Source organism: Mycobacterium sp. 1245111.1 (genome assembly GCF_001673405.1).
Lineage (GTDB): Bacteria > Actinomycetota > Actinomycetes > Mycobacteriales > Mycobacteriaceae > Mycobacterium.
Window position 1 is genome coordinate 33,718 of record NZ_LZLV01000099.1, and the last position, 16,289, is coordinate 50,006.

The following is a 16,289-nucleotide window of genomic DNA, read 5'->3' on the forward strand; positions in this document are numbered from 1 at the left end:
CCTTTGAAGTTTGGGGTAGTCGCCCCCGTCGCTGCCGGGGTCACTGCGGACCCCCATTGGATCGCCGCGTTCGCGCAGCATCTGGAGGCGTGCGGCTTCGAATCGATCGTCGCCGTCGAGCACACCGTGCTCGCAACCAGGTATGACAGCGTCTATCCCTACGATTCCTCTGGACGTGTGGAGTTGACCCCGGACTGTCCGGTTCCCGATCCGCTCGATCTGCTGTCATTTCTGGCCGGCCACACTCAGCGGTTGGGTTTGGCAACGGGTGTGCTGGTGCTTCCCAACCATCACCCGGTCGTATTGGCCAAGCGGGCAGCCACCCTGGATGCACTGTCGGGCGGGCGACTTCGGCTCTGCGTCGGGGTCGGCTGGCTCAGGGAAGAAATCGAGGCCTGTGGAACCGAGTTCGCCAGCCGGGGCCGACGCGCCGACGAGCAGCTGGCGGTGCTGAGGGCGCTGTGGGCGCTGCAGCCCGACGGCGTCACCCACCGCGGTGAGTTCTTCCAATTCGACAACGTGGTCTGTAGCCCTAAACCCATTGCCGGTCAACATCTTCCAGTCCACATCGGCGGCCACAGCAAGGCGGCCGCGCGACGGGCCGGGCGGCTGGGTGACGGTTTCCAGCCGTTGGGAGTGGCCGGCGCGCAGCTGGAGACCCTGCTGGCGCTGATGCGCGACGAGGCAGTGGCCGCCGGACGTGACGTGGCCGATATCGAACTGACGCTGGGGCATTCGGTCACCAAGATCGACGCGGAGCGTGCCGAGCGGTTGGCCGCCCAGGGCGCCGACCGGATCGTGCTGGCGATGCCGCCGATCACCGATCTGCAGCAGGCCAGCGACGAACTCTCAGCCTGCGCCCAACGACTTTCTCTTTCGGCATGACGCTCGGCGCAGACGACCGGGCGGCGCTCAGCGACCTCGTGCACCGCTACGCCGCCAGGGTCGATGACCGGAAATTCGATTCCATTGCAGACCTTTTCACCCACGACGGGGAGTTGGTCCTGCCCGATCCACCGTCAGCGTTGGAGCCAGTCCGGCCGCACTCCGGTCATACCGCGATCTCCGAGGCCGTTGCCGCGGTGTCCGCCATGATCCGCACGCAGCACGCCATCGTCGGCGAGGTGTACGACGCCGACTCCGGCCGCGGCGGCGCTCACGGCCGCATCGCCTGCATCGCCCATCACTGGCTTAGGCACGACGACCAGCTCCGCGACGTCACGTGGCATCTGCGCTACGCCGACGAATATCAGCGCATTGCCGACGGCGGATGGCGGATTCGCCGCCGGGAGTTGACGATTGACGCAATCGAAACCCGGCGGGTGCGCCAGGTGCGACCCGCTCAGCCCTGACGGCCCCGTGCCGCCGCGTCCTCCAGCAGATCCGCGGCCCGACTGAGGCTTTCGGCCGGCGTGGTCATCTGATCCGCGACCGCTTTGGCGCGGTTCGCGTGGTGCGGGGTGAGGACTTCTCCCAGGTCGGCGATCAGGGAGTCCAGCGTCGACTCTGAAAAGGGGCGTCCCAGACCGACTTCCAGGTGTTTGACCGATGCCGCCCACACCGGCTGATCGAGGCCGTTCCACAGCACCAGGGCCGGCACGCCGGCCCGCAGTCCGGCGGCCGTCGTCCCCGCCCCGCCGTGGTGGACCACCGCGCGGCAGGCGGGAAAGACGGTCGAGTGGTTCACCTCGCGGACAACCTTGACATGGTCCTGAACAGAGATTCCGGCAAAGTCGTTCGGGTCCATACAGATCAAGGCGCGGACGCCGAGGTGGGCGCACGCGGCGCCGATGACGGCGATCGTGTCGGCCGGCGCCGAAATCGGGGTGCTGCCGAAGCCGAAATGCACGGGCGCCGCTCCGGCCGCGATCCATGACAGCACCTCGTCATCGGTATCGGTCGGCAACTGCAGCGTCAGTGCCCCGACGAAGGGGCGGTCGGCGCCGTCCGCCGATCCCCCTGCCAGCCCGGGTACGCAGATTTCGTCGTAGGCCTGAATCTCCAGTGGCCGCGTGGGTGCAGCAGAATCGGGCAAACCCAACGCTCGACGCTGTTCCCGATCGGACTGGGTCGAGACGCTGTCGTCCGGGGATCCCTGCTGCAGGATCTGCGCGGGAAAGAAGTGCAGTGCAGCCAGCGGAATGCCGTGGTATTCGGCCACATTGCCGGCCGGCGTCTGCTCGGTCATCCCCGCGACCAGCAGGTCGGCGCCCTCAGCCAGCGACACCAATGTGGCGGTCTTCTCCGTGACGACTCGGGCTACGTATTCGACGGCCTGCGGAATGGCGCTCATCGGGTTCTGCAGCATGCGGGTGAAGTCTTCGTCGCTCATCAGCCCGTGCCAGTCGCGTCCGTAAGGCGTCGTGGCCAATCCCGCGGATTCGACGTACCTGCGCATCTCAACTGGAACCGTCAGCGCCAGCTGGACATTGTGGCCGCGGCGCTGCAACTCCGCCGCGACCGCGACGCAGGGTTCGGTGTCGCCGCGACTGCCATAGGCGGCAAGGACGAACTTCACCGGCACAACCTAACCCGCTGCGACCCGTGGCGCCCCGGCGGTGTCAGAAGCGTTGTCGTCAGCCGGTTTCGGGCAGCGGAATGCCTTCGCTGGTGGAGAATTCGGCATCGCCCTGCGTCGCGAGCCCCATCGAGATCACCGAGCGCGCGAACATGGCATCGGTCAGATATGCCAGGATGACGGCCCACCGGTTTACCCCCCGCGGGATGGCATACAAGTGGTAGGCGCGGGTGACAACCTTGGCCGGGAAGCCGGACAGCGGGATTTTCAGTGGGTTTGCCACCGCCTGATGAGGGCCGAGATCGACGACCAGGCCCATGTCGTGGTGTTTGTAGTCGCGCTTCTTGCCGTGCCCGAGGCTGGCGGCGACGTTATCGCCGAGCGTCTTACCTTGGCGGGTCGCGTGCTGCGCCGTCGGCGGGGTGATCTTGCCCGGCTGGGTCACGTCGGGCACCGCCGCGGCATCCCCAGCGGCGAAGACGTCCGGATGGCCGGGCACCGTCAGGTCGGTCTGCACCTTGAGTCGGCCCTTCTCGGTCGGTAACCCGAGCGTGTCGATCAGCGGCGCGGCCGTCACCCCGGTCACCCATGCGACGGTGTGGGTGTCGACCCGGGTGTTGTCACTGAGAACCACATGGTCGGGGTGAACTTCGTTGAGCGTCAACCCCAATCGGACGTCGACCCCTCGTTTCCGCAACACGCGTTGTGCGCGGGCGCCGAGCTTCTCGCCGACCTCCGGCATGACCTGTTCGGCGAGGTCGAGCAGCAGGTATCGCACCGATGCCGGGTCGAAATTCATCTGCTTGGCCGCGGCGTGAGCCAGCGCGCGAAGTTGCAACACGAGCTCGGTGCCGGAATACGAGGCGCCGACGACCACGATGGTGCGCCGCGCCTGTGCCAACTCGGCGCTCTCCTCCAGGCACGACAGCTCCAGTTGCTCCAACACGTGATCACGCATATACAGCGCCTCGGCCGTCGACTTCAATCCCCTTGCGTATTGGGCTAATCCGGGAATGTCGAACAGACGGGTCACCGAGCCGGGGGTCAACACCAATCGGTCCCAGGACAGCTCGCGGGTGCGTTGCTCGAGATCGGTGAATTGCAGTCGGTGCTGTTCGAGATCGACGCTGTCGACCCGGCCGCGGATGGCGCGCACGCCCTTGAGCGTGCCCGCGAGCGGGATAGCGACGAACCGCGCATCTACGACCCCGCCGGCCACGTCCGGCAAGAGCGGCGTATAGAGCATGTAGTCGATCGGCGAGATGATCGTCACGTCGACGTCGGCCCGGCGTAATCGGCGGGCCAGCCGCCGCGCGCACTCGAAGCCGGTAAATCCGCTGCCCACCACCACGACCGACGTCACCGTTCCTTTGTAGCCCCTCGCGTCGGTGCACAAACCGCTGGCCCCGCCGGCCTCGACCGTTTTTCTGCCGATTGATCCGGGTATTTCGTTGCACGCCGGGACCCGAGCGAATCAAGGAGAGATCTGTGGGAGACACCTCGAACGACCCCGTCGACCATCACCGCACCGCGCAGCCTCTGGCCGGCGAAACGATGAAGAACACGGCGAAAATGCCGGGTCTGGTATTGGTTGCAATCGCGGTTGTCGCGTTTGTGGTGTGCCTGGCCAGCTTCGCCGAACACGCGGTCGGGGTGGGAATCGGTGCCGCGATCGTCACGCTGTTGACGGCCGGCGCCGGCCTGGCCTGGCTGACGATGGAAGCCAGGCGGGTCCGCGAGGTTCAACGGGACTGGAGCCGGACCCACCGCAACGCCGGGTAGAGACCTATTCCAGAGAAGCCAAGTTCTGCACTGACTTACGCACGTCCGAAGTGATGATCCGCGCGACAAGTCGTCCCACTGCGCCGCTGAGCAGACGACCGTTCAGGTCGGCGGTGAGGTGAAACGTCGAACCGGGGTCGTCGTCGGTGACCCGCATCGCGACGGTCATTCCCACGCCGCGCCCGCGGCCGGACAGTTCGATCGCCTTCGGTTCGTCGTAGCGGGTGACCATCCAATGGATGACGTTGCGAAATCCCTTTACCTTGATCAGCGACGACACCTTGGTGCCCTTTTCGATCACGTCGGGAACTTCGCCGCGCCAGCCGCCGAAGATCGTCATCCAGTCTCCGAACCGGCTGAGATCCGATGCCAGCTTCCATGCGGACTCGGGAGAAAGTTTCGACGTCGTCGAGACATCGACTTGAGCCACCTCGTCTCACTCCTTGCAGCGGTTGAAAACCCGGTCACGTGCGGGGAACTACATACCCTGACGTGCCAGCGTGGTAAACCGTGGAGCTGGCGATCAGAGGCCCGTCCAGGTCTGGTCGAGCTGCTCGGCAACATCGATGACCTGTGCCTGCTGCGATTGAGGCGCATCGATTTCGTCTTTGACGTACTGCGCGATAAAGCGGCGGATTTCCGCGTCGACGCCGCCGATGATGCGGAGTATCTCGCCGCGGATGCTTTTGGACGACACGTGCACGGCGATGTCCGACGAATTGGGTTTTGCGACGTCGACGATCAGCAACAGGGGCTCGGCGGCCCGTGCCGTCGCGCTCAGTGCGATGTCGCCGTCGACCATGAACCGCTGCTTGTCGATCCGGAGGTCGACCAGCAGGTCGATCAGCAGCGGGATATGAATGTCAAAGGTGATGCTGTCGGCGACATTTCGCGTGACCTTGGGCTGCTTGATGGTGACGCTGGCGCTGACTTTGGCAATCTTTCCCGGACCCTGAGCCATCGGCGGCATCTCGAATTGGCTACCGGCGATCGCGGCGAACGCGGCCGCGACGCGCTCTTCAGTGACGGCCACCTCGAAGAAGCGCCGGCCAAAAGTCTCGTAGCTGACGTACTCAAAGCCCTGCATAACTCACTACCGTCTCACGTCGGCTCCCGCGACGGCCGCTGATCCGGTCGTGTCGGCCCTGCCGCGCAGGCAACCGCGTTATTGCAATTCTCTTGCTGGGTAGTCGTGTACGGATGAACGCACAGCGAATTCGGACGCCGATCTCCCGCGCCACGCACCGATTCCGATGAGGCTGCGAAAAAGCACCGTCGATGGGCCGGGGCTGCACCGAATTCGCCGTGGTCGCGGGTTTTCCTACATCGACGACAACGGTGACCCGGTTCGCGATGCCGACGTGCTCGCCCGCATCGATGCACTGGTGATTCCGCCGGCATGGAAGAAAGTATGGATCTCACCACACCCCAACGGACACATTCAGGCGGTCGGTACCGACGCGGCCGGACGACGGCAGTACCTCTATCACGAACGCTGGCAGGCAGAACGGTCCGAAGAGAAGTACGAGCGCACGCTGAGCCTGGCCAAGCATCTGCCCGGCTGGCGGCTGAACCTGCTCACCGATCTACGCCGCCGGGGACTGGCGCGCGATCGTGTCCTGGCACTGGCACAGCATCTTATCGACCAGGGGTACTTCCGGGCCGGCGGTGAAGAGTACGTAGGAGAACACGGCAGCTACGGCCTATCGACCCTGCTACGCGACCATGTGCACGTGCATCGCGACAGCGTCGACTTCGATTTTCCAGCGAAAAGTGGTGTGAGACAGACTATTTCCCTGGAGGACCCACTGGTGCTCAAGGCGGTGCGATCTTTGATGCGCGCCAAGACCACTACGCCGCGTCTGCTTGCCTATCAGACCTCGGATGGCTGGTCTGAAGTCCGTGCCGACGACATCAACGAACGATTTCGGGAACTTGTCGGTGCGGAGTTCAGTGTCAAGGATTTACGAACGTGGCACGGCACAGTGCTGGCTGCCGAAGCGTTTGGCGTTGCACGCGAGCCGACCTCGAAGACGGCGCGGCGGCGCGAGGAGGCCGCGGTGATGCGCGCGGTGTCCGACCAGTTGGGTAACACGCCGGCGGTGGTGCGTCGCTCGTATGTGGATCCGCGGGTTGTCGAAGCCTACGAGCAGGGCCTCACGATTGCGCCGGCATTGCGCCGGGCACAACGGAAGCGCAGTCCCGAAGCACGACGCGAAGTGATCGAACAGGCCACCGTGCGCATGATCAGGCGCGTGAGCCGTCGTTAAGGGGCGAGCTGCGTAACCGATTGCTAATAAGCATGATTCATGTTGATCCAATGAATACCACTGGAACACAGCATGTTCCGGAAAAATCAGGCGCCGTCACGTCGGTGTGCAAATATCGAACAGCGCAACGTCGCGTCGGTTGTGGAATGCCTAACGCACACCTATGAGTTGGCTCAGCACCAACTGAAGAGTGGGTTGTTTCAAGCGATTTTGACCTCGGTGACGAATAACACTTTGCTAAAGAGCGATTTTGGCCTAAAGTTGCTGCATCTGAGCGCTTTCCCTGGCGAAAAGTCAAGACTGCGTTACTCTTCCACGTATGTCGAATTGATCTTTTGAGGCCCCATCTACCAGGGCTTTTCGCTTCCAAATGAGACGTAAGTCATGTTTAGAAACCAAAAGTGATGGGCTGCACAAAGTTTGGTTACCTATTGAGCTTGTAAGTACCGTCCCGGCTCATGTTCTTAGAAACTGTGATGGCTCTGGTCAACCAGATGTCGGGGACGCCCTACGTCACCGGCGGTAACTCCCCCGCAGGGACGGACTGCTCCGGTCTGGCCTCTCTGGTTTCCAACGTGGCAGCGGACCGACCCGCCTTCAGCGGCCGGTTCAACACCGGCAACGAGGAGTCAGCGCTGCTGGCGCGCGGGTTCCACTACGGCACCGCGCCCGGTGCCCTGGTGATCGGCTGGAACGGTGGCCACACCGCGGTCACGCTGCCCGACGGCACCCCCGTCTCCAGCGGTGAAGGCGGCGGGGTGCGGATCGGCGGTGGTGGCGCCTACCAGCCGCAGTTCAACCACCACATGTACCTGCCGGTGGACGCCGGCGACGCGCCGGCCGATGCCCCGGCTCCTGTCCTGGTAAGCGTGTTGGCCCCCGAGCCGCCCCCGGCGGCGCCGGCGGTCGCCGACGCACCCAATGACGCTCCGGCACCACCGCAAGGCGCCTAAGCGCGCGTCAGACTGAAAATCGCTCGCGATAGCGGGCAAAACGGCTGGGCAGATCGTGCTCGTCGAGACCGAACATATCGGCCGACGTCACGATCGAGCCCAGCCGTCCGCGTTGATGGGCGTCCAGATATTCGGCCATCGCGGCGCGGGCCGCATCGGTCAGCGGCTCGTCGGCCAGGGCGTGTATTCGTTCGACGGCACCGAGTTCGTCGGCCATGAACTCGTCGAAGCGGAGGTCGATTGACCGCTCGGCGGGTATGACGTCCCGATTCCGGACAAATGCGTTGAGCATCAACCCCAAGCGGTCGCACCACGATGCCGCGATCTCGTGCACCGGCACCGGGGAGCGATGCATCCGCGCCGTGTAGGTGATCATCGCCAGCATCGACAGCGCGACCGGAACCGGGTCGCGGTGGGTGCACACCACGACGACGCCGGGGAACACCGCGTTCAGCACCGGCAGCTGTTCGAGGTGCTGAGGCGACTTCAACAGCCAGCGACGGCCGCCCCTGAGGAACTGCAGCGCTTTCAGCTGCAGCTTGAGGTACTCATATGACGACGTCTGGTCGTGGGCGAGGTAGTAGTCGCGCCAGCGCGGCACATGGGCAAGTGTTTCGAACAGCATCGTCGACACGTCGTTGGCCAGTAGCTGGATCTCTTCATGGACGTGCTCGGTGGTCATCTCGTGCATGAGCGGGAAGTACGGCATTGTCGCGTTCATGAACTCGACGGCGACGTCCATGCGCGCCTTGCGAGGGTCAGGCTCGATCCCCACCTCGGCCGGCAGAGGGAACGGCTCCACGCTTTCCCAGTAGGGGAGCGTGCGGAACGTCGGGCCCATGGCGAGCAGGTTGTGCAGATGGGTGGTGCCGGTGCGCGGCAGACCCGCGATGACGACCGGTGCCAGTAGTTCGATGTCGCGAATTTCGGGATGGCGGGCAAGCAGGTCGTGCAGCAGTAGTCGATTCTTGAGCAGCTGTAGGACCTGGGCGTGGAGGTTGACGATCCCGGGGCCGTGCAGGCCGTCGATATCGCGCAGCGCCTCGAGGTAGACGTCGAGGCGTTCCCGGTAGTCATCCGGCCCGAAGTCGGTCAGGCCGGTCTCGGCCGTGGCCTTGGCGTGCAGCACATCGGCGTCCAGCGGGCACTCCGGCGCCATCGCCCCCATCAGCTCGCGAAGCTGCTCTACCGCCGGGCTGAATCGCGGCACAGCGAGGTCGTCGAGATGAACGGGCGAGGGTCCGGCATTGGTCACGGCTAGTTATGTTACTCTGAGTTACGTAATGACGACAGAGTTGGGCCGCCCCCGCGACAAGCGCATCGACGGCGCGGTGCTGCATTCGACCGTCGAGCTTCTCGCCGAGACCGGCTACGCCGACCTCTCGGTCGACACCATCGCCCGGCGGGCCGGCACCAGCAAACCCGCGATCTATCGGCGCTGGCCGAGCAAAGCGCACCTGGTGCACGAGGCCGTCTTTCCGATCAGCGACGCCACGGCGCTCCCCGACACCGGCTCGCTGACCGGAGACGTGCGCGAGATGGTTCGCCGAACCGCCGCGGTGCTGACCACTCCCGCGGCGCGGGCCGCGCTACCCGGCCTGGTCGGCGAGATGGCGGCCGACATGACGCTGCACGCGGCCCTGCTGGAGCGTTTCAGCGACATCCTGTCCAGAGGTTTGACCGATCGCCTCGTCGACGCTGTCGCGCGCGGCGAGGTCCGGTCCGATGTCACCGCCGCCCAGGTGGTCGAGGTCTTGGCCGGCACCACCTTTCTGGCCCTGCTCACCCGGGGCGACCGGCTCGACGAATCATGGGTCGATCGCACCGCGGCCCTGATAGCGAGAGGAATCAGCGCATGATCGACAGCGAGCATGAGTCCACCGCCGCCTGGCGCGAGTTGATGGAGACGGTGGGCGGGCTGGATCGCTCGTTCCTGGAGGGCGACCGCGCCGTCACCGACGACCAGCAGATCGCCGACGGCTATCGAATGCTCGCCAGCACCTTGGGCGTCGCATTCGACACCTGCCTGTTCGGCGAGCCGAGCCGACCGGTGTTCGTGGCGGTCAACACTCCATTTCGGCGTGACCGCCGTTGGGGCGGTGACAACACGGATGCCTACTACTACATCTGTCCGGTCGATCCTGGCCGGCGTTATCGCATCAGCGGCAACCGCGGCGACAGCGTGTACTTCTCGCTGACCGCCTACAACGAACCGTCGCCCGGCGCCTGGTCGGATCGGATCGTGGCCATCGTGCGCGACGACGATCTCGACATCGACGCGGACGGCAACTTTTCATTCGAGCTCGGGCCCACACCGGGCGCGGCGATGTTGATGACTCGCGACTATCAGGCTGACCCGCAGACCGGTCGTCCGATCAACTGGCAAATCGAATCGCTTGACGAGCCGGAGCCCGTGCGACACGGAGATGCCGAGACGGCGGCAAAGCTGCGGGCCGCTGCCACCTGGATGCGAACGATGTTCGCGATAGTCCCGCTGGCCGTGGGTGCACGGGTTGACGAGGCGCATGCCCTCGGTCATGAGATCGCTCACGCAGCAAACGAATTCGCCGAGCCCTATCAAGTGCCGGACGCCAACTTCGGCTGGTCGGCGCGCGACGCCTGCTACTCGTACGGCAGCTTCGTACTCAACGATGACGAAGCGTTGGTGATCACTCATCGTCCGCCGCCATGCAGGTTCTGGAACTTGGTGGTGTGGAACCAATTCATGGCCACACACGGTGTAACCGACGCGCGTTGCTCGGTCAACGGCCACAGCGCGGTTCCCAACTCGGACAGCTCGGTAACCGTCGTGCTGTCTCGAGGCATGACGACCCACCCGAATTCGCTGACCACACTTGACTATCCCCGCGGAAACCTGGCCTTCCGATGGTTCCTCACCGATGAGGTTCCCGCCCTGCCGGAGGTCAAGCTGGTGAAACTGGCGGATGCGCCGACCAGCATCGATTCCTAGCGTTGAATTGTCTTGCTGCCGTGTCGAACTGGTGACGGAACGCCTCTCCCCTGTTAAGTTTTGGCGCGGCGCGGTGCACTCAGGTTATGTCCAGCGAATTCTTAGTTTGGGGAAACATTTGTATGGGAACCTACTGCCTCATGAATGCGCATCGTGTCACTCGTATGTATGGTGCGGCCTCGGCCGCTGTGTGGGGATTCGCGGTCTCGGCTCTTCCGATCGCCGTCGCCCCGTCGGCATCCGCCCAGCCATGTCCCGATACTCAGGTGGTTTTCGCGCGCGGCACAGGTGAGGATCCGGGCGTTGGGCCGACGGGACAGGCGTTCATCGATGCCCTGCGTGATCGGCTACCGGGAAGGTCGCTGGACGTCTACGCGGTGAACTACCCCGCGAGCGATCAGTGGTCGACCGGCCTCGACGGCATCCGGGATGCCGGCGCGCACGTCGTGTCGGAGGCCAACACGTGCCCCAACACCAAGATGGTGCTTGGTGGCTATTCGCAGGGCGCAGCGGTCGCCGGGTTCGTCACGTCCCCCGCCGTTCCGGACTCCGTACCCAAGGACGTCGATCCAGCGACCATCCCCAAGCCGCTGGATCCGTCCGTCGCGAATCATGTTGCGGCGGTGGTGCTGTTCGGCACGCCAAACGTGCGGGCGATGGACTTCCTCGGCCAGCCTCAGCTGGTGATCGGGCCGTTGTACAAGGCCAAGACCATCGAGGTGTGCGCGCCCGAAGACCCGGTGTGCTCCGAAGGCGTGAATTTCGCCGCGCACAACAGCTACGTCGACGACGGCAGCGTCATCGCCCAGGGAGCCGACTTCGCCGCAAGCCATCTACAGGGAACCGGCGGCGCGCCCTCGCCCCGTGGCGGATTTGGGAACTGAGCCCGCTACCGCGCTACGACCGCCAATTCGAGGTGCTCGAGACGGCGGACCAGCAGACTAGGTAACCACCGTCCTGTCCGCGCGACCGTGATCTCGGCTGTGCGGTCGAGTAGCTGACGCAGAACAATCCGTGTCTCGAGGCGAGCAAGGGCAGCACCGACACAGAAGTGGGCGCCTTTGCCGAAGGCGATGTGCCCCTTGGCCGATGCGCGGTCGAGCCGGAACTTGTCTGGTTCATCGAAGTGGGCGGGATCGCGGTTGGCTGCGCCCCACAAGAGGATGAGATGCGAGCCGGCGGGCAAGTCGGTCCCGCACAGAGAGGTGTCCGTCGCGACATGCCGGTAGTGGCCGCGGAATGGCGGTTCATATCGCAGGACCTCGTCGATGAATGGGTCCAGCAAGTCCGGGCTTTCGCGAAGCCGTCGCTGGACGTCGGCTCGGCTAGCCAGGATCCAGGTTGCGGACCCGAGCAGTGAGCCGGTCGACTCACCGCCGGCCGCGAACAGCGTGGCCATGATCGACAGCGCCACCACCTCATCCAATTCGCCCGCCGCGCAAGCGATAGCGAGGCCGCCCATCAAATCGTCCCGCGGGTTGGCCCGGGCCCGCGCGAAATGGTCGGTGACGTAACCCAACAGCTCCATCACCGATGCCCCGGCGGCCTCGAGTTGGTCGGCAGAGACCAGGCCCTCGAGCAACTGTGTCCCCGCATATCCCCATTCGACGAGTTTGTCGGCGTCCGCCTCGGGCACGCCGATGAGCCGGGCGACGACGAGCATCGGCAGCCGATTGGCAACGGAATCCATCCATTCGATCCGGCTGTCGTGCACCCCGTCGGTCCACAGCCGTTCAGCCGTCTGGGAAACGAAGGTCTCGAGCGCCTGGACCTTCTTGGCCGACAGATGCGGAACCAGCAGTTTGCGGTGCGCCGCGTGTGCGGGGTCGTCCGCGACGGCTAGTGCGTGAGATGGATCGCCGAGCGGTGCCATGGTGAACGGCGCGACCGTACCGTCCGGCTGGTACACCATGGTCGCGGTCAGGTTCGACGAGAAATCGTCGACGCGGGCGATGGCTTCGACGACCGCGTCCCAACCGGAGACCGCGTAGAAGTCGGAATCTCCGATCCGACGAACCGCACCGCCGGCCCGCATCCGCGCGTACAGCGGATAGGGGTCTTGAAGAGAGTCGGCCTCGAACAATTCGATGGGATTGCCTGCGGTCATGTGTCCAGGCTGAGCCGGTAGCGCGAACGGCGTCAACGCCGCCGGGCGAGGTTGAAACTAGCGTCGAGCGGCCAGGACCGGGCATTGTCTCACCGCGCCAAACGGACCTGGGTCTACGATGAGAAGAACCTGTCGAAATGTCTCAGATCTAAGAATGGCGCTCGAACGGTCTCGCGCGCGCTTGGAGGTGTGCGATGCCCCGTGACGACTGGTTGGTCGGCGGTGACCGCCGAGGAATCGCGGCCGAACGCATCTATGACGCTGCCACCGAGCTCATCACTCGAGACGGGCCGGACGCGTTCGACATCGACACCTTGGCGGCGCGTGTTCACTGCTCGCGCGCGACCATTTACCGCTACGCGGGCGGCAAGGCGCAGATCCGCGACGCAGTGGTGGCCCGTTCCGCCGCCCGCATCGTCGAACAAGTGCGGGTGGCCGTCCAGGATCTAGACGGCCCGGAGCGCGTCGTCACGGCGATTACGGTGGCGCTCAGGCTGATCCGCGCTGATCCGTTGAGCCGGCCGATGTTCAGTTCGGTTCGCGCCAACGACGTGGTATGGCTGACGGGTTCACCGTTGCTCGCGGGGTTCGCGACCGAACTCACCGGCCTGACGGACAGTGATCCGCAGGCCGCGCTGTGGGTGGTCCGGGTGGTGATGTCGCTGCTGTACTGGCCGGTCGGTGACGACGCCGCCGAGCTCGAAGTGGTGCGACGATTCGTCGCGCCGGCGTTCGTCGTGGACTAGCGTCGAGGGCGGTCTGTCGCGCGCATCCACGGATGGAGAACATCAATGGCGATCCAAGTCGCCCACGTCGCCACCGGAAACGTCGGTCGGCTGGCGCTGATCGAGTTGATCACCAATCCGCGATTCGAGCTGATCGGGCTGTGCGTTTCGACGCCGGAAAAGGTTGGCAGGGACGCCGGCGAACTCGCCGGCCTGGATGTATCCACCGGGATCGCGGCCGTCGACAACCTGGATGCGCTAATCGCCGGTCGGCCGGAGTGCATCGTCTACTGCGCGATGGGTGATACGCGTTTGCCCGACGCGATGGCCGACGTCATGCGCATCTTGGCCGCCGGTATCAACGTGGTCGGCTCGTCCCCGGGGCTGTTGCAATATCCCTGGGGTGTGATGCCTGAGAAGTACATACAACGCGTAGAAGACGCTGCGCAACAGGGTAATTCGAGCATGTTTATCAGCGGCGTCGACCCCGGGTTCGTCAACGACCTGATTCCGCTCGCGCTTGCCAGCACCTGTCAGCGCATCGAACAGGTGCGCTGCATGGAGATCCACGACTACGCGTCGTATGACGGCGCAGAAGTCATGCATTACATGGGATTCGCCAGGCCGATGGACGAGATTCCGATGCTGCTGCAACCGGGCGTACTCAGCATCGCCTGGGGCACCGCGATCAGGCAGCTCGCGGCCGGCCTGGGCATCGAAGTCGACGAGATCACTGAGTCGTATCAGCGCGAACCGGCGCCGGAGGACTTCGATATCGCCGTCGGCCGGGTGGCCAAGGGCACCCTGGCCGCCCTGCAGTTCGAGATCCGCGGCATGGTCGACGGCCACCCGGCGATCGTCATCGAGCACATCACCCGACTGAGGCCCGATCTGCGGCCGGACCTGCCGCAGCCTGCCGCGGGTGGCGGCTCCTACCGTGTCGAGATCACCGGTGAGCCCTCGTATGCGGTCGACATCGTGCCGAGCAGTCGATTCGGCGACCACAACCAGGCCGCAATTTGCGGCGCCGCGGGGCGGATCGTCAACGCCATTCCGGCCGTGATCGCGGCACCACCCGGCATCAGGACGACACTAGATCTGCCGTTCATCACCGGAAGCGGACTGTACGCCCGCGACGTGGTCGGCGCGGGCGAGGTAGCCCAAAGTCACTGATAGCCAACCAAAACGGCCCGGCCTGATTTACCAGGCCGGGCCGCTCGTGCACGCAACTACTGGTGTTCCTGCTGACGCTTCTCGGCGGCGTCCGCGCCGGCGCGTGCCGACTCGGCCTCGGCTTCCTTCTTCGCCGCATCGCGCTCGGCATCGGCCTTGTCTTGCTGCGCCTGTCCTTCGCGCACGACATCGTCACGACCGATGACGGATCCGCCGACTTCCTTTACTTTCCCCTTGACGCCTTCCACCGCGCCCTTCACGGCTTCTTCAGGTCCGCTCTTCTGATCCCCCATGGATCTTTCCTTTCGTCTGTGGTGAACACACTGCTTACCTCTGCGAATCGGGCGCCACCCACCAGTTGGGCTGTGCGGTGAGCACATTGGCGCGCGTGAGCGGCCACCCGTTGCTCATTCGCACTCAGTGGCTTCCCGAGAGGGCATCCGGCCAAACACCGCAGCACCGGCTTCCCTCGCCGCGGTGCCCTGGTCAGGGGTTTCGGCAGTCGAGCCGGACGACCGAGCGGCACCTCGCAGGGCTCTGGGATACGGTTTCGGTTAACTCAACGTAAAAGGAGCTGTGTGTGATGAGGATTCCGCCGCCGGTGATAGCCGCAATGGCGATCGCGGCGACGCTGGTAGGCGTGTCGGCCGCGGGCTGCAGCAGCGCATCGAAGCCGTCGACGCCGGCCCCAGGGGCCACTACCACCACACGCCCGGCGATCAGCGACTACACCACGCTGTTGATCAAGGCCAGCGACATCAAAGCCCCCGATGCCTTTACCGCCGGTCCGGCCACCAAGGATCCCAACGGCCAGCAGGGTGCCACCGTCACGTTCACCGACGCCGACCACAGCCACTCGATCGTCGACACCATAACGATTCTGCCGGATATCGAAGCCGCCGCCAGTGCGCTCGACTCGGCCAAGTCCACGCACCGCGAAGCCCTTCAAGCCAAGTCGCTGCGCGTTGAAGTCGGCGTGGGGGGCGTGACGGTCACCGGCCTGTCGCCGGATCACTCCAAGGGCGTGACGGTGTTGCTGTTCACCGAAGGCAAGGCGTTGGTCACGATGGAATTCGACGGACCCTCTTTTGCACTGGCACCCCAAGATTTCGTCACCGATGTCGGCCAAAAGCAGGACGAGGTGATCAAACAAGCGCTAGGGAGCTGACCACCCGGCGGTTGGGGATCCGATTGCCAATCAGTGGCTTTCGCGCGCTTGATCCAGTAGCGACCTGGCGCTCTGCACGCACGGGAGCAGACGGTCGCGGGCGCTGACGCCTTCCTCCGCGCGCGACCGCATCGGTATCTAGTCTCGGTTTACGTGCTCCATCGCGGCGATCGCCGACGATAGATCCGCGATGCTCAGGCCGACAACAGGTTCGACGCAGGTGGCGATGTCGCGTTCGGCTGCCAACGCCGTCAGGACGGCCAGTTCGTCGAACGCCCGGGCCCGATCGGGTTCGAGGCTCACCGTGTTGATCCGCGGTATCCGTAGCTCGGCCATCACGTCGAGATCGGCGGCGTAGGAACGAAAGTCGACCCCCGGCGCAATCAACGGCCCCTCGTCCAACGAGATCGAGACGTCGCGGTCGTCCATCACCGCGAGCAGGTCTTTTCTCAGTTGCGGTTCGTCACGTAACGAAAATGCCGGGTAACCAAGGGCTTTGACGGGGCGAAGCCGACCATCGCCACAGTGATGTACCGGCAGCCGAGATCGGCCGTGAGATGGAGGTATTCGATCGGCGGCATGCCGAAGACGCTGAGCATCTCGATCCCGAGGCGGTCCATGT

At 64.8% G+C, this 16,289-nt stretch carries 20 protein-coding genes; 11 read left to right on the forward strand and 9 right to left on the reverse strand.

Translation table 11 applies throughout. The features are described from left to right. The first annotated feature begins 3 nt into the window (after nt 1-3). Both A5658_RS14495 and A5658_RS14500 read left to right on the forward strand, forming a co-directional pair. The gene (locus tag A5658_RS14495) at nt 4-885 is read left to right on the forward strand and encodes an LLM class F420-dependent oxidoreductase (protein ID WP_067336251.1); all 882 of its coding nucleotides are present in this window, start codon (nt 4-6) and stop codon (nt 883-885) included. Next, entirely contained in the window at nt 882-1,352 is a 471-nt protein-coding gene (locus A5658_RS14500) for a nuclear transport factor 2 family protein (protein ID WP_067336081.1), read from the forward strand. The genes A5658_RS14495 and A5658_RS14500 overlap by 4 nt, the downstream gene beginning before the upstream one ends. Here the strand turns inward: A5658_RS14500 and A5658_RS14505 are convergent. Beyond that, nucleotides 1,343-2,518 (reverse strand): glycosyltransferase, encoded by a 1,176-nt coding sequence (locus A5658_RS14505; protein WP_067336256.1) that lies wholly within the window; start codon nt 2,516-2,518, stop codon nt 1,343-1,345. The two genes, A5658_RS14500 and A5658_RS14505, sit on opposite strands and share 10 nt — an antisense overlap. Before the next feature lie 58 nt (nt 2,519-2,576). Then, on the reverse strand, nt 2,577-3,881 hold the full coding sequence (locus A5658_RS14510) for an NAD(P)/FAD-dependent oxidoreductase (RefSeq protein ID WP_067336085.1): 1,305 nt from the start codon (nt 3,879-3,881) through the stop codon (nt 2,577-2,579). Between the two features lie 125 nt (nt 3,882-4,006). On the opposite strand from A5658_RS14510, the gene A5658_RS14515 reads away from it, so the two are divergent. Then, entirely contained in the window at nt 4,007-4,300 is a 294-nt protein-coding gene (locus A5658_RS14515; RefSeq protein WP_067336087.1) for a hypothetical protein, read from the forward strand. A 4-nt stretch (nt 4,301-4,304) separates the two neighbouring features. Here A5658_RS14515 and A5658_RS14520 read toward each other — a convergent pair whose 3' ends face one another. Both A5658_RS14520 and A5658_RS14525 read right to left on the reverse strand, forming a co-directional pair. Beyond that, nucleotides 4,305-4,730 carry an SRPBCC family protein gene (locus tag A5658_RS14520; protein WP_067336090.1) on the reverse strand — a complete coding sequence of 142 codons (426 nt, stop codon included), beginning with the start codon at nt 4,728-4,730 and terminating at the stop codon, nt 4,305-4,307. 93 nt (nt 4,731-4,823) lie between these two features. Then, nucleotides 4,824-5,387 (reverse strand): hypothetical protein, encoded by a 564-nt coding sequence (locus tag A5658_RS14525; RefSeq protein WP_067336093.1) that lies wholly within the window; start codon nt 5,385-5,387, stop codon nt 4,824-4,826. A 166-nt stretch (nt 5,388-5,553) separates the two neighbouring features. Here A5658_RS14525 and A5658_RS14530 point away from each other — a divergent pair, with 166 nt between their 5' ends. Continuing rightward, nucleotides 5,554-6,570: a DNA topoisomerase IB gene (locus A5658_RS14530; RefSeq protein WP_067336096.1), complete on the forward strand. Its 1,017-nt coding sequence runs from the start codon at nt 5,554-5,556 to the stop codon at nt 6,568-6,570. A 458-nt stretch (nt 6,571-7,028) separates the two neighbouring features. Next, a complete protein-coding gene (locus tag A5658_RS14540; RefSeq protein ID WP_156751469.1) occupies nt 7,029-7,523 on the forward strand; it encodes a hypothetical protein in 495 nt (164 codons plus the stop codon). 7 nt (nt 7,524-7,530) lie between these two features. Here A5658_RS14540 and A5658_RS14545 read toward each other — a convergent pair whose 3' ends face one another. Beyond that, the gene (locus A5658_RS14545) at nt 7,531-8,778 is read right to left on the reverse strand and encodes a sulfotransferase (RefSeq protein WP_067336102.1); all 1,248 of its coding nucleotides are present in this window, start codon (nt 8,776-8,778) and stop codon (nt 7,531-7,533) included. A gap of 28 nt (nt 8,779-8,806) precedes the next feature. Between A5658_RS14545 and A5658_RS14550 the strand changes: the two genes are divergently transcribed. The 3 genes from A5658_RS14550 to A5658_RS14560 all read left to right on the forward strand — a co-directional run bounded on the left by A5658_RS14550 (nt 8,807) and on the right by A5658_RS14560 (nt 11,378). After that, entirely contained in the window at nt 8,807-9,382 is a 576-nt protein-coding gene (locus A5658_RS14550; protein ID WP_067336106.1) for a TetR/AcrR family transcriptional regulator, read from the forward strand. Beyond that, nucleotides 9,379-10,494: a DUF1214 domain-containing protein gene (locus tag A5658_RS14555; protein ID WP_067336110.1), complete on the forward strand. Its 1,116-nt coding sequence runs from the start codon at nt 9,379-9,381 to the stop codon at nt 10,492-10,494. Before A5658_RS14550 ends, A5658_RS14555 begins: the two co-directional genes overlap by 4 nt. 140 nt (nt 10,495-10,634) lie before the next feature. Next, nucleotides 10,635-11,378 (forward strand): cutinase family protein, encoded by a 744-nt coding sequence (locus A5658_RS14560; RefSeq protein ID WP_156751470.1) that lies wholly within the window; start codon nt 10,635-10,637, stop codon nt 11,376-11,378. Nucleotides 11,379-11,383: 5 nt separating this feature from the next. On the opposite strand, the gene A5658_RS14565 is transcribed toward A5658_RS14560, so the two are convergent. Further along, entirely contained in the window at nt 11,384-12,601 is a 1,218-nt protein-coding gene (locus tag A5658_RS14565; RefSeq protein WP_067336117.1) for a cytochrome P450, read from the reverse strand. Between the two features lie 194 nt (nt 12,602-12,795). Between A5658_RS14565 and A5658_RS14570 the strand changes: the two genes are divergently transcribed. Continuing rightward, nucleotides 12,796-13,347 carry a TetR/AcrR family transcriptional regulator gene (locus A5658_RS14570; protein ID WP_067336120.1) on the forward strand — a complete coding sequence of 184 codons (552 nt, stop codon included), beginning with the start codon at nt 12,796-12,798 and terminating at the stop codon, nt 13,345-13,347. A gap of 45 nt (nt 13,348-13,392) precedes the next feature. Further along, the gene (locus A5658_RS14575) at nt 13,393-14,499 is read left to right on the forward strand and encodes a diacylglycerol kinase (protein WP_067336123.1); all 1,107 of its coding nucleotides are present in this window, start codon (nt 13,393-13,395) and stop codon (nt 14,497-14,499) included. 56 nt (nt 14,500-14,555) lie between these two features. Here A5658_RS14575 and A5658_RS14580 read toward each other — a convergent pair whose 3' ends face one another. Next, complete coding sequence (locus A5658_RS14580) at nt 14,556-14,792, reverse strand: general stress protein CsbD (RefSeq protein WP_067336127.1); 237 nt, start codon at nt 14,790-14,792, stop codon at nt 14,556-14,558. 290 nt (nt 14,793-15,082) lie between these two features. Between A5658_RS14580 and A5658_RS14585 the strand changes: the two genes are divergently transcribed. After that, nucleotides 15,083-15,667, forward strand: coding sequence for a hypothetical protein (locus A5658_RS14585; RefSeq protein ID WP_067336130.1), 585 nt, complete (start codon nt 15,083-15,085; stop codon nt 15,665-15,667). 138 nt (nt 15,668-15,805) lie between these two features. Here the strand turns inward: A5658_RS14585 and A5658_RS28820 are convergent, their stop codons facing one another. Both A5658_RS28820 and A5658_RS28825 read right to left on the reverse strand, forming a co-directional pair. Continuing rightward, on the reverse strand, nt 15,806-16,096 hold the full coding sequence (locus tag A5658_RS28820; RefSeq protein ID WP_067336133.1) for a hypothetical protein: 291 nt from the start codon (nt 16,094-16,096) through the stop codon (nt 15,806-15,808). A gap of 20 nt (nt 16,097-16,116) precedes the next feature. After that, the gene (locus A5658_RS28825) at nt 16,117-16,287 is read right to left on the reverse strand and encodes a hypothetical protein (protein ID WP_231997329.1); all 171 of its coding nucleotides are present in this window, start codon (nt 16,285-16,287) and stop codon (nt 16,117-16,119) included. Nucleotides 16,288-16,289: the final 2 nt, after the last annotated feature.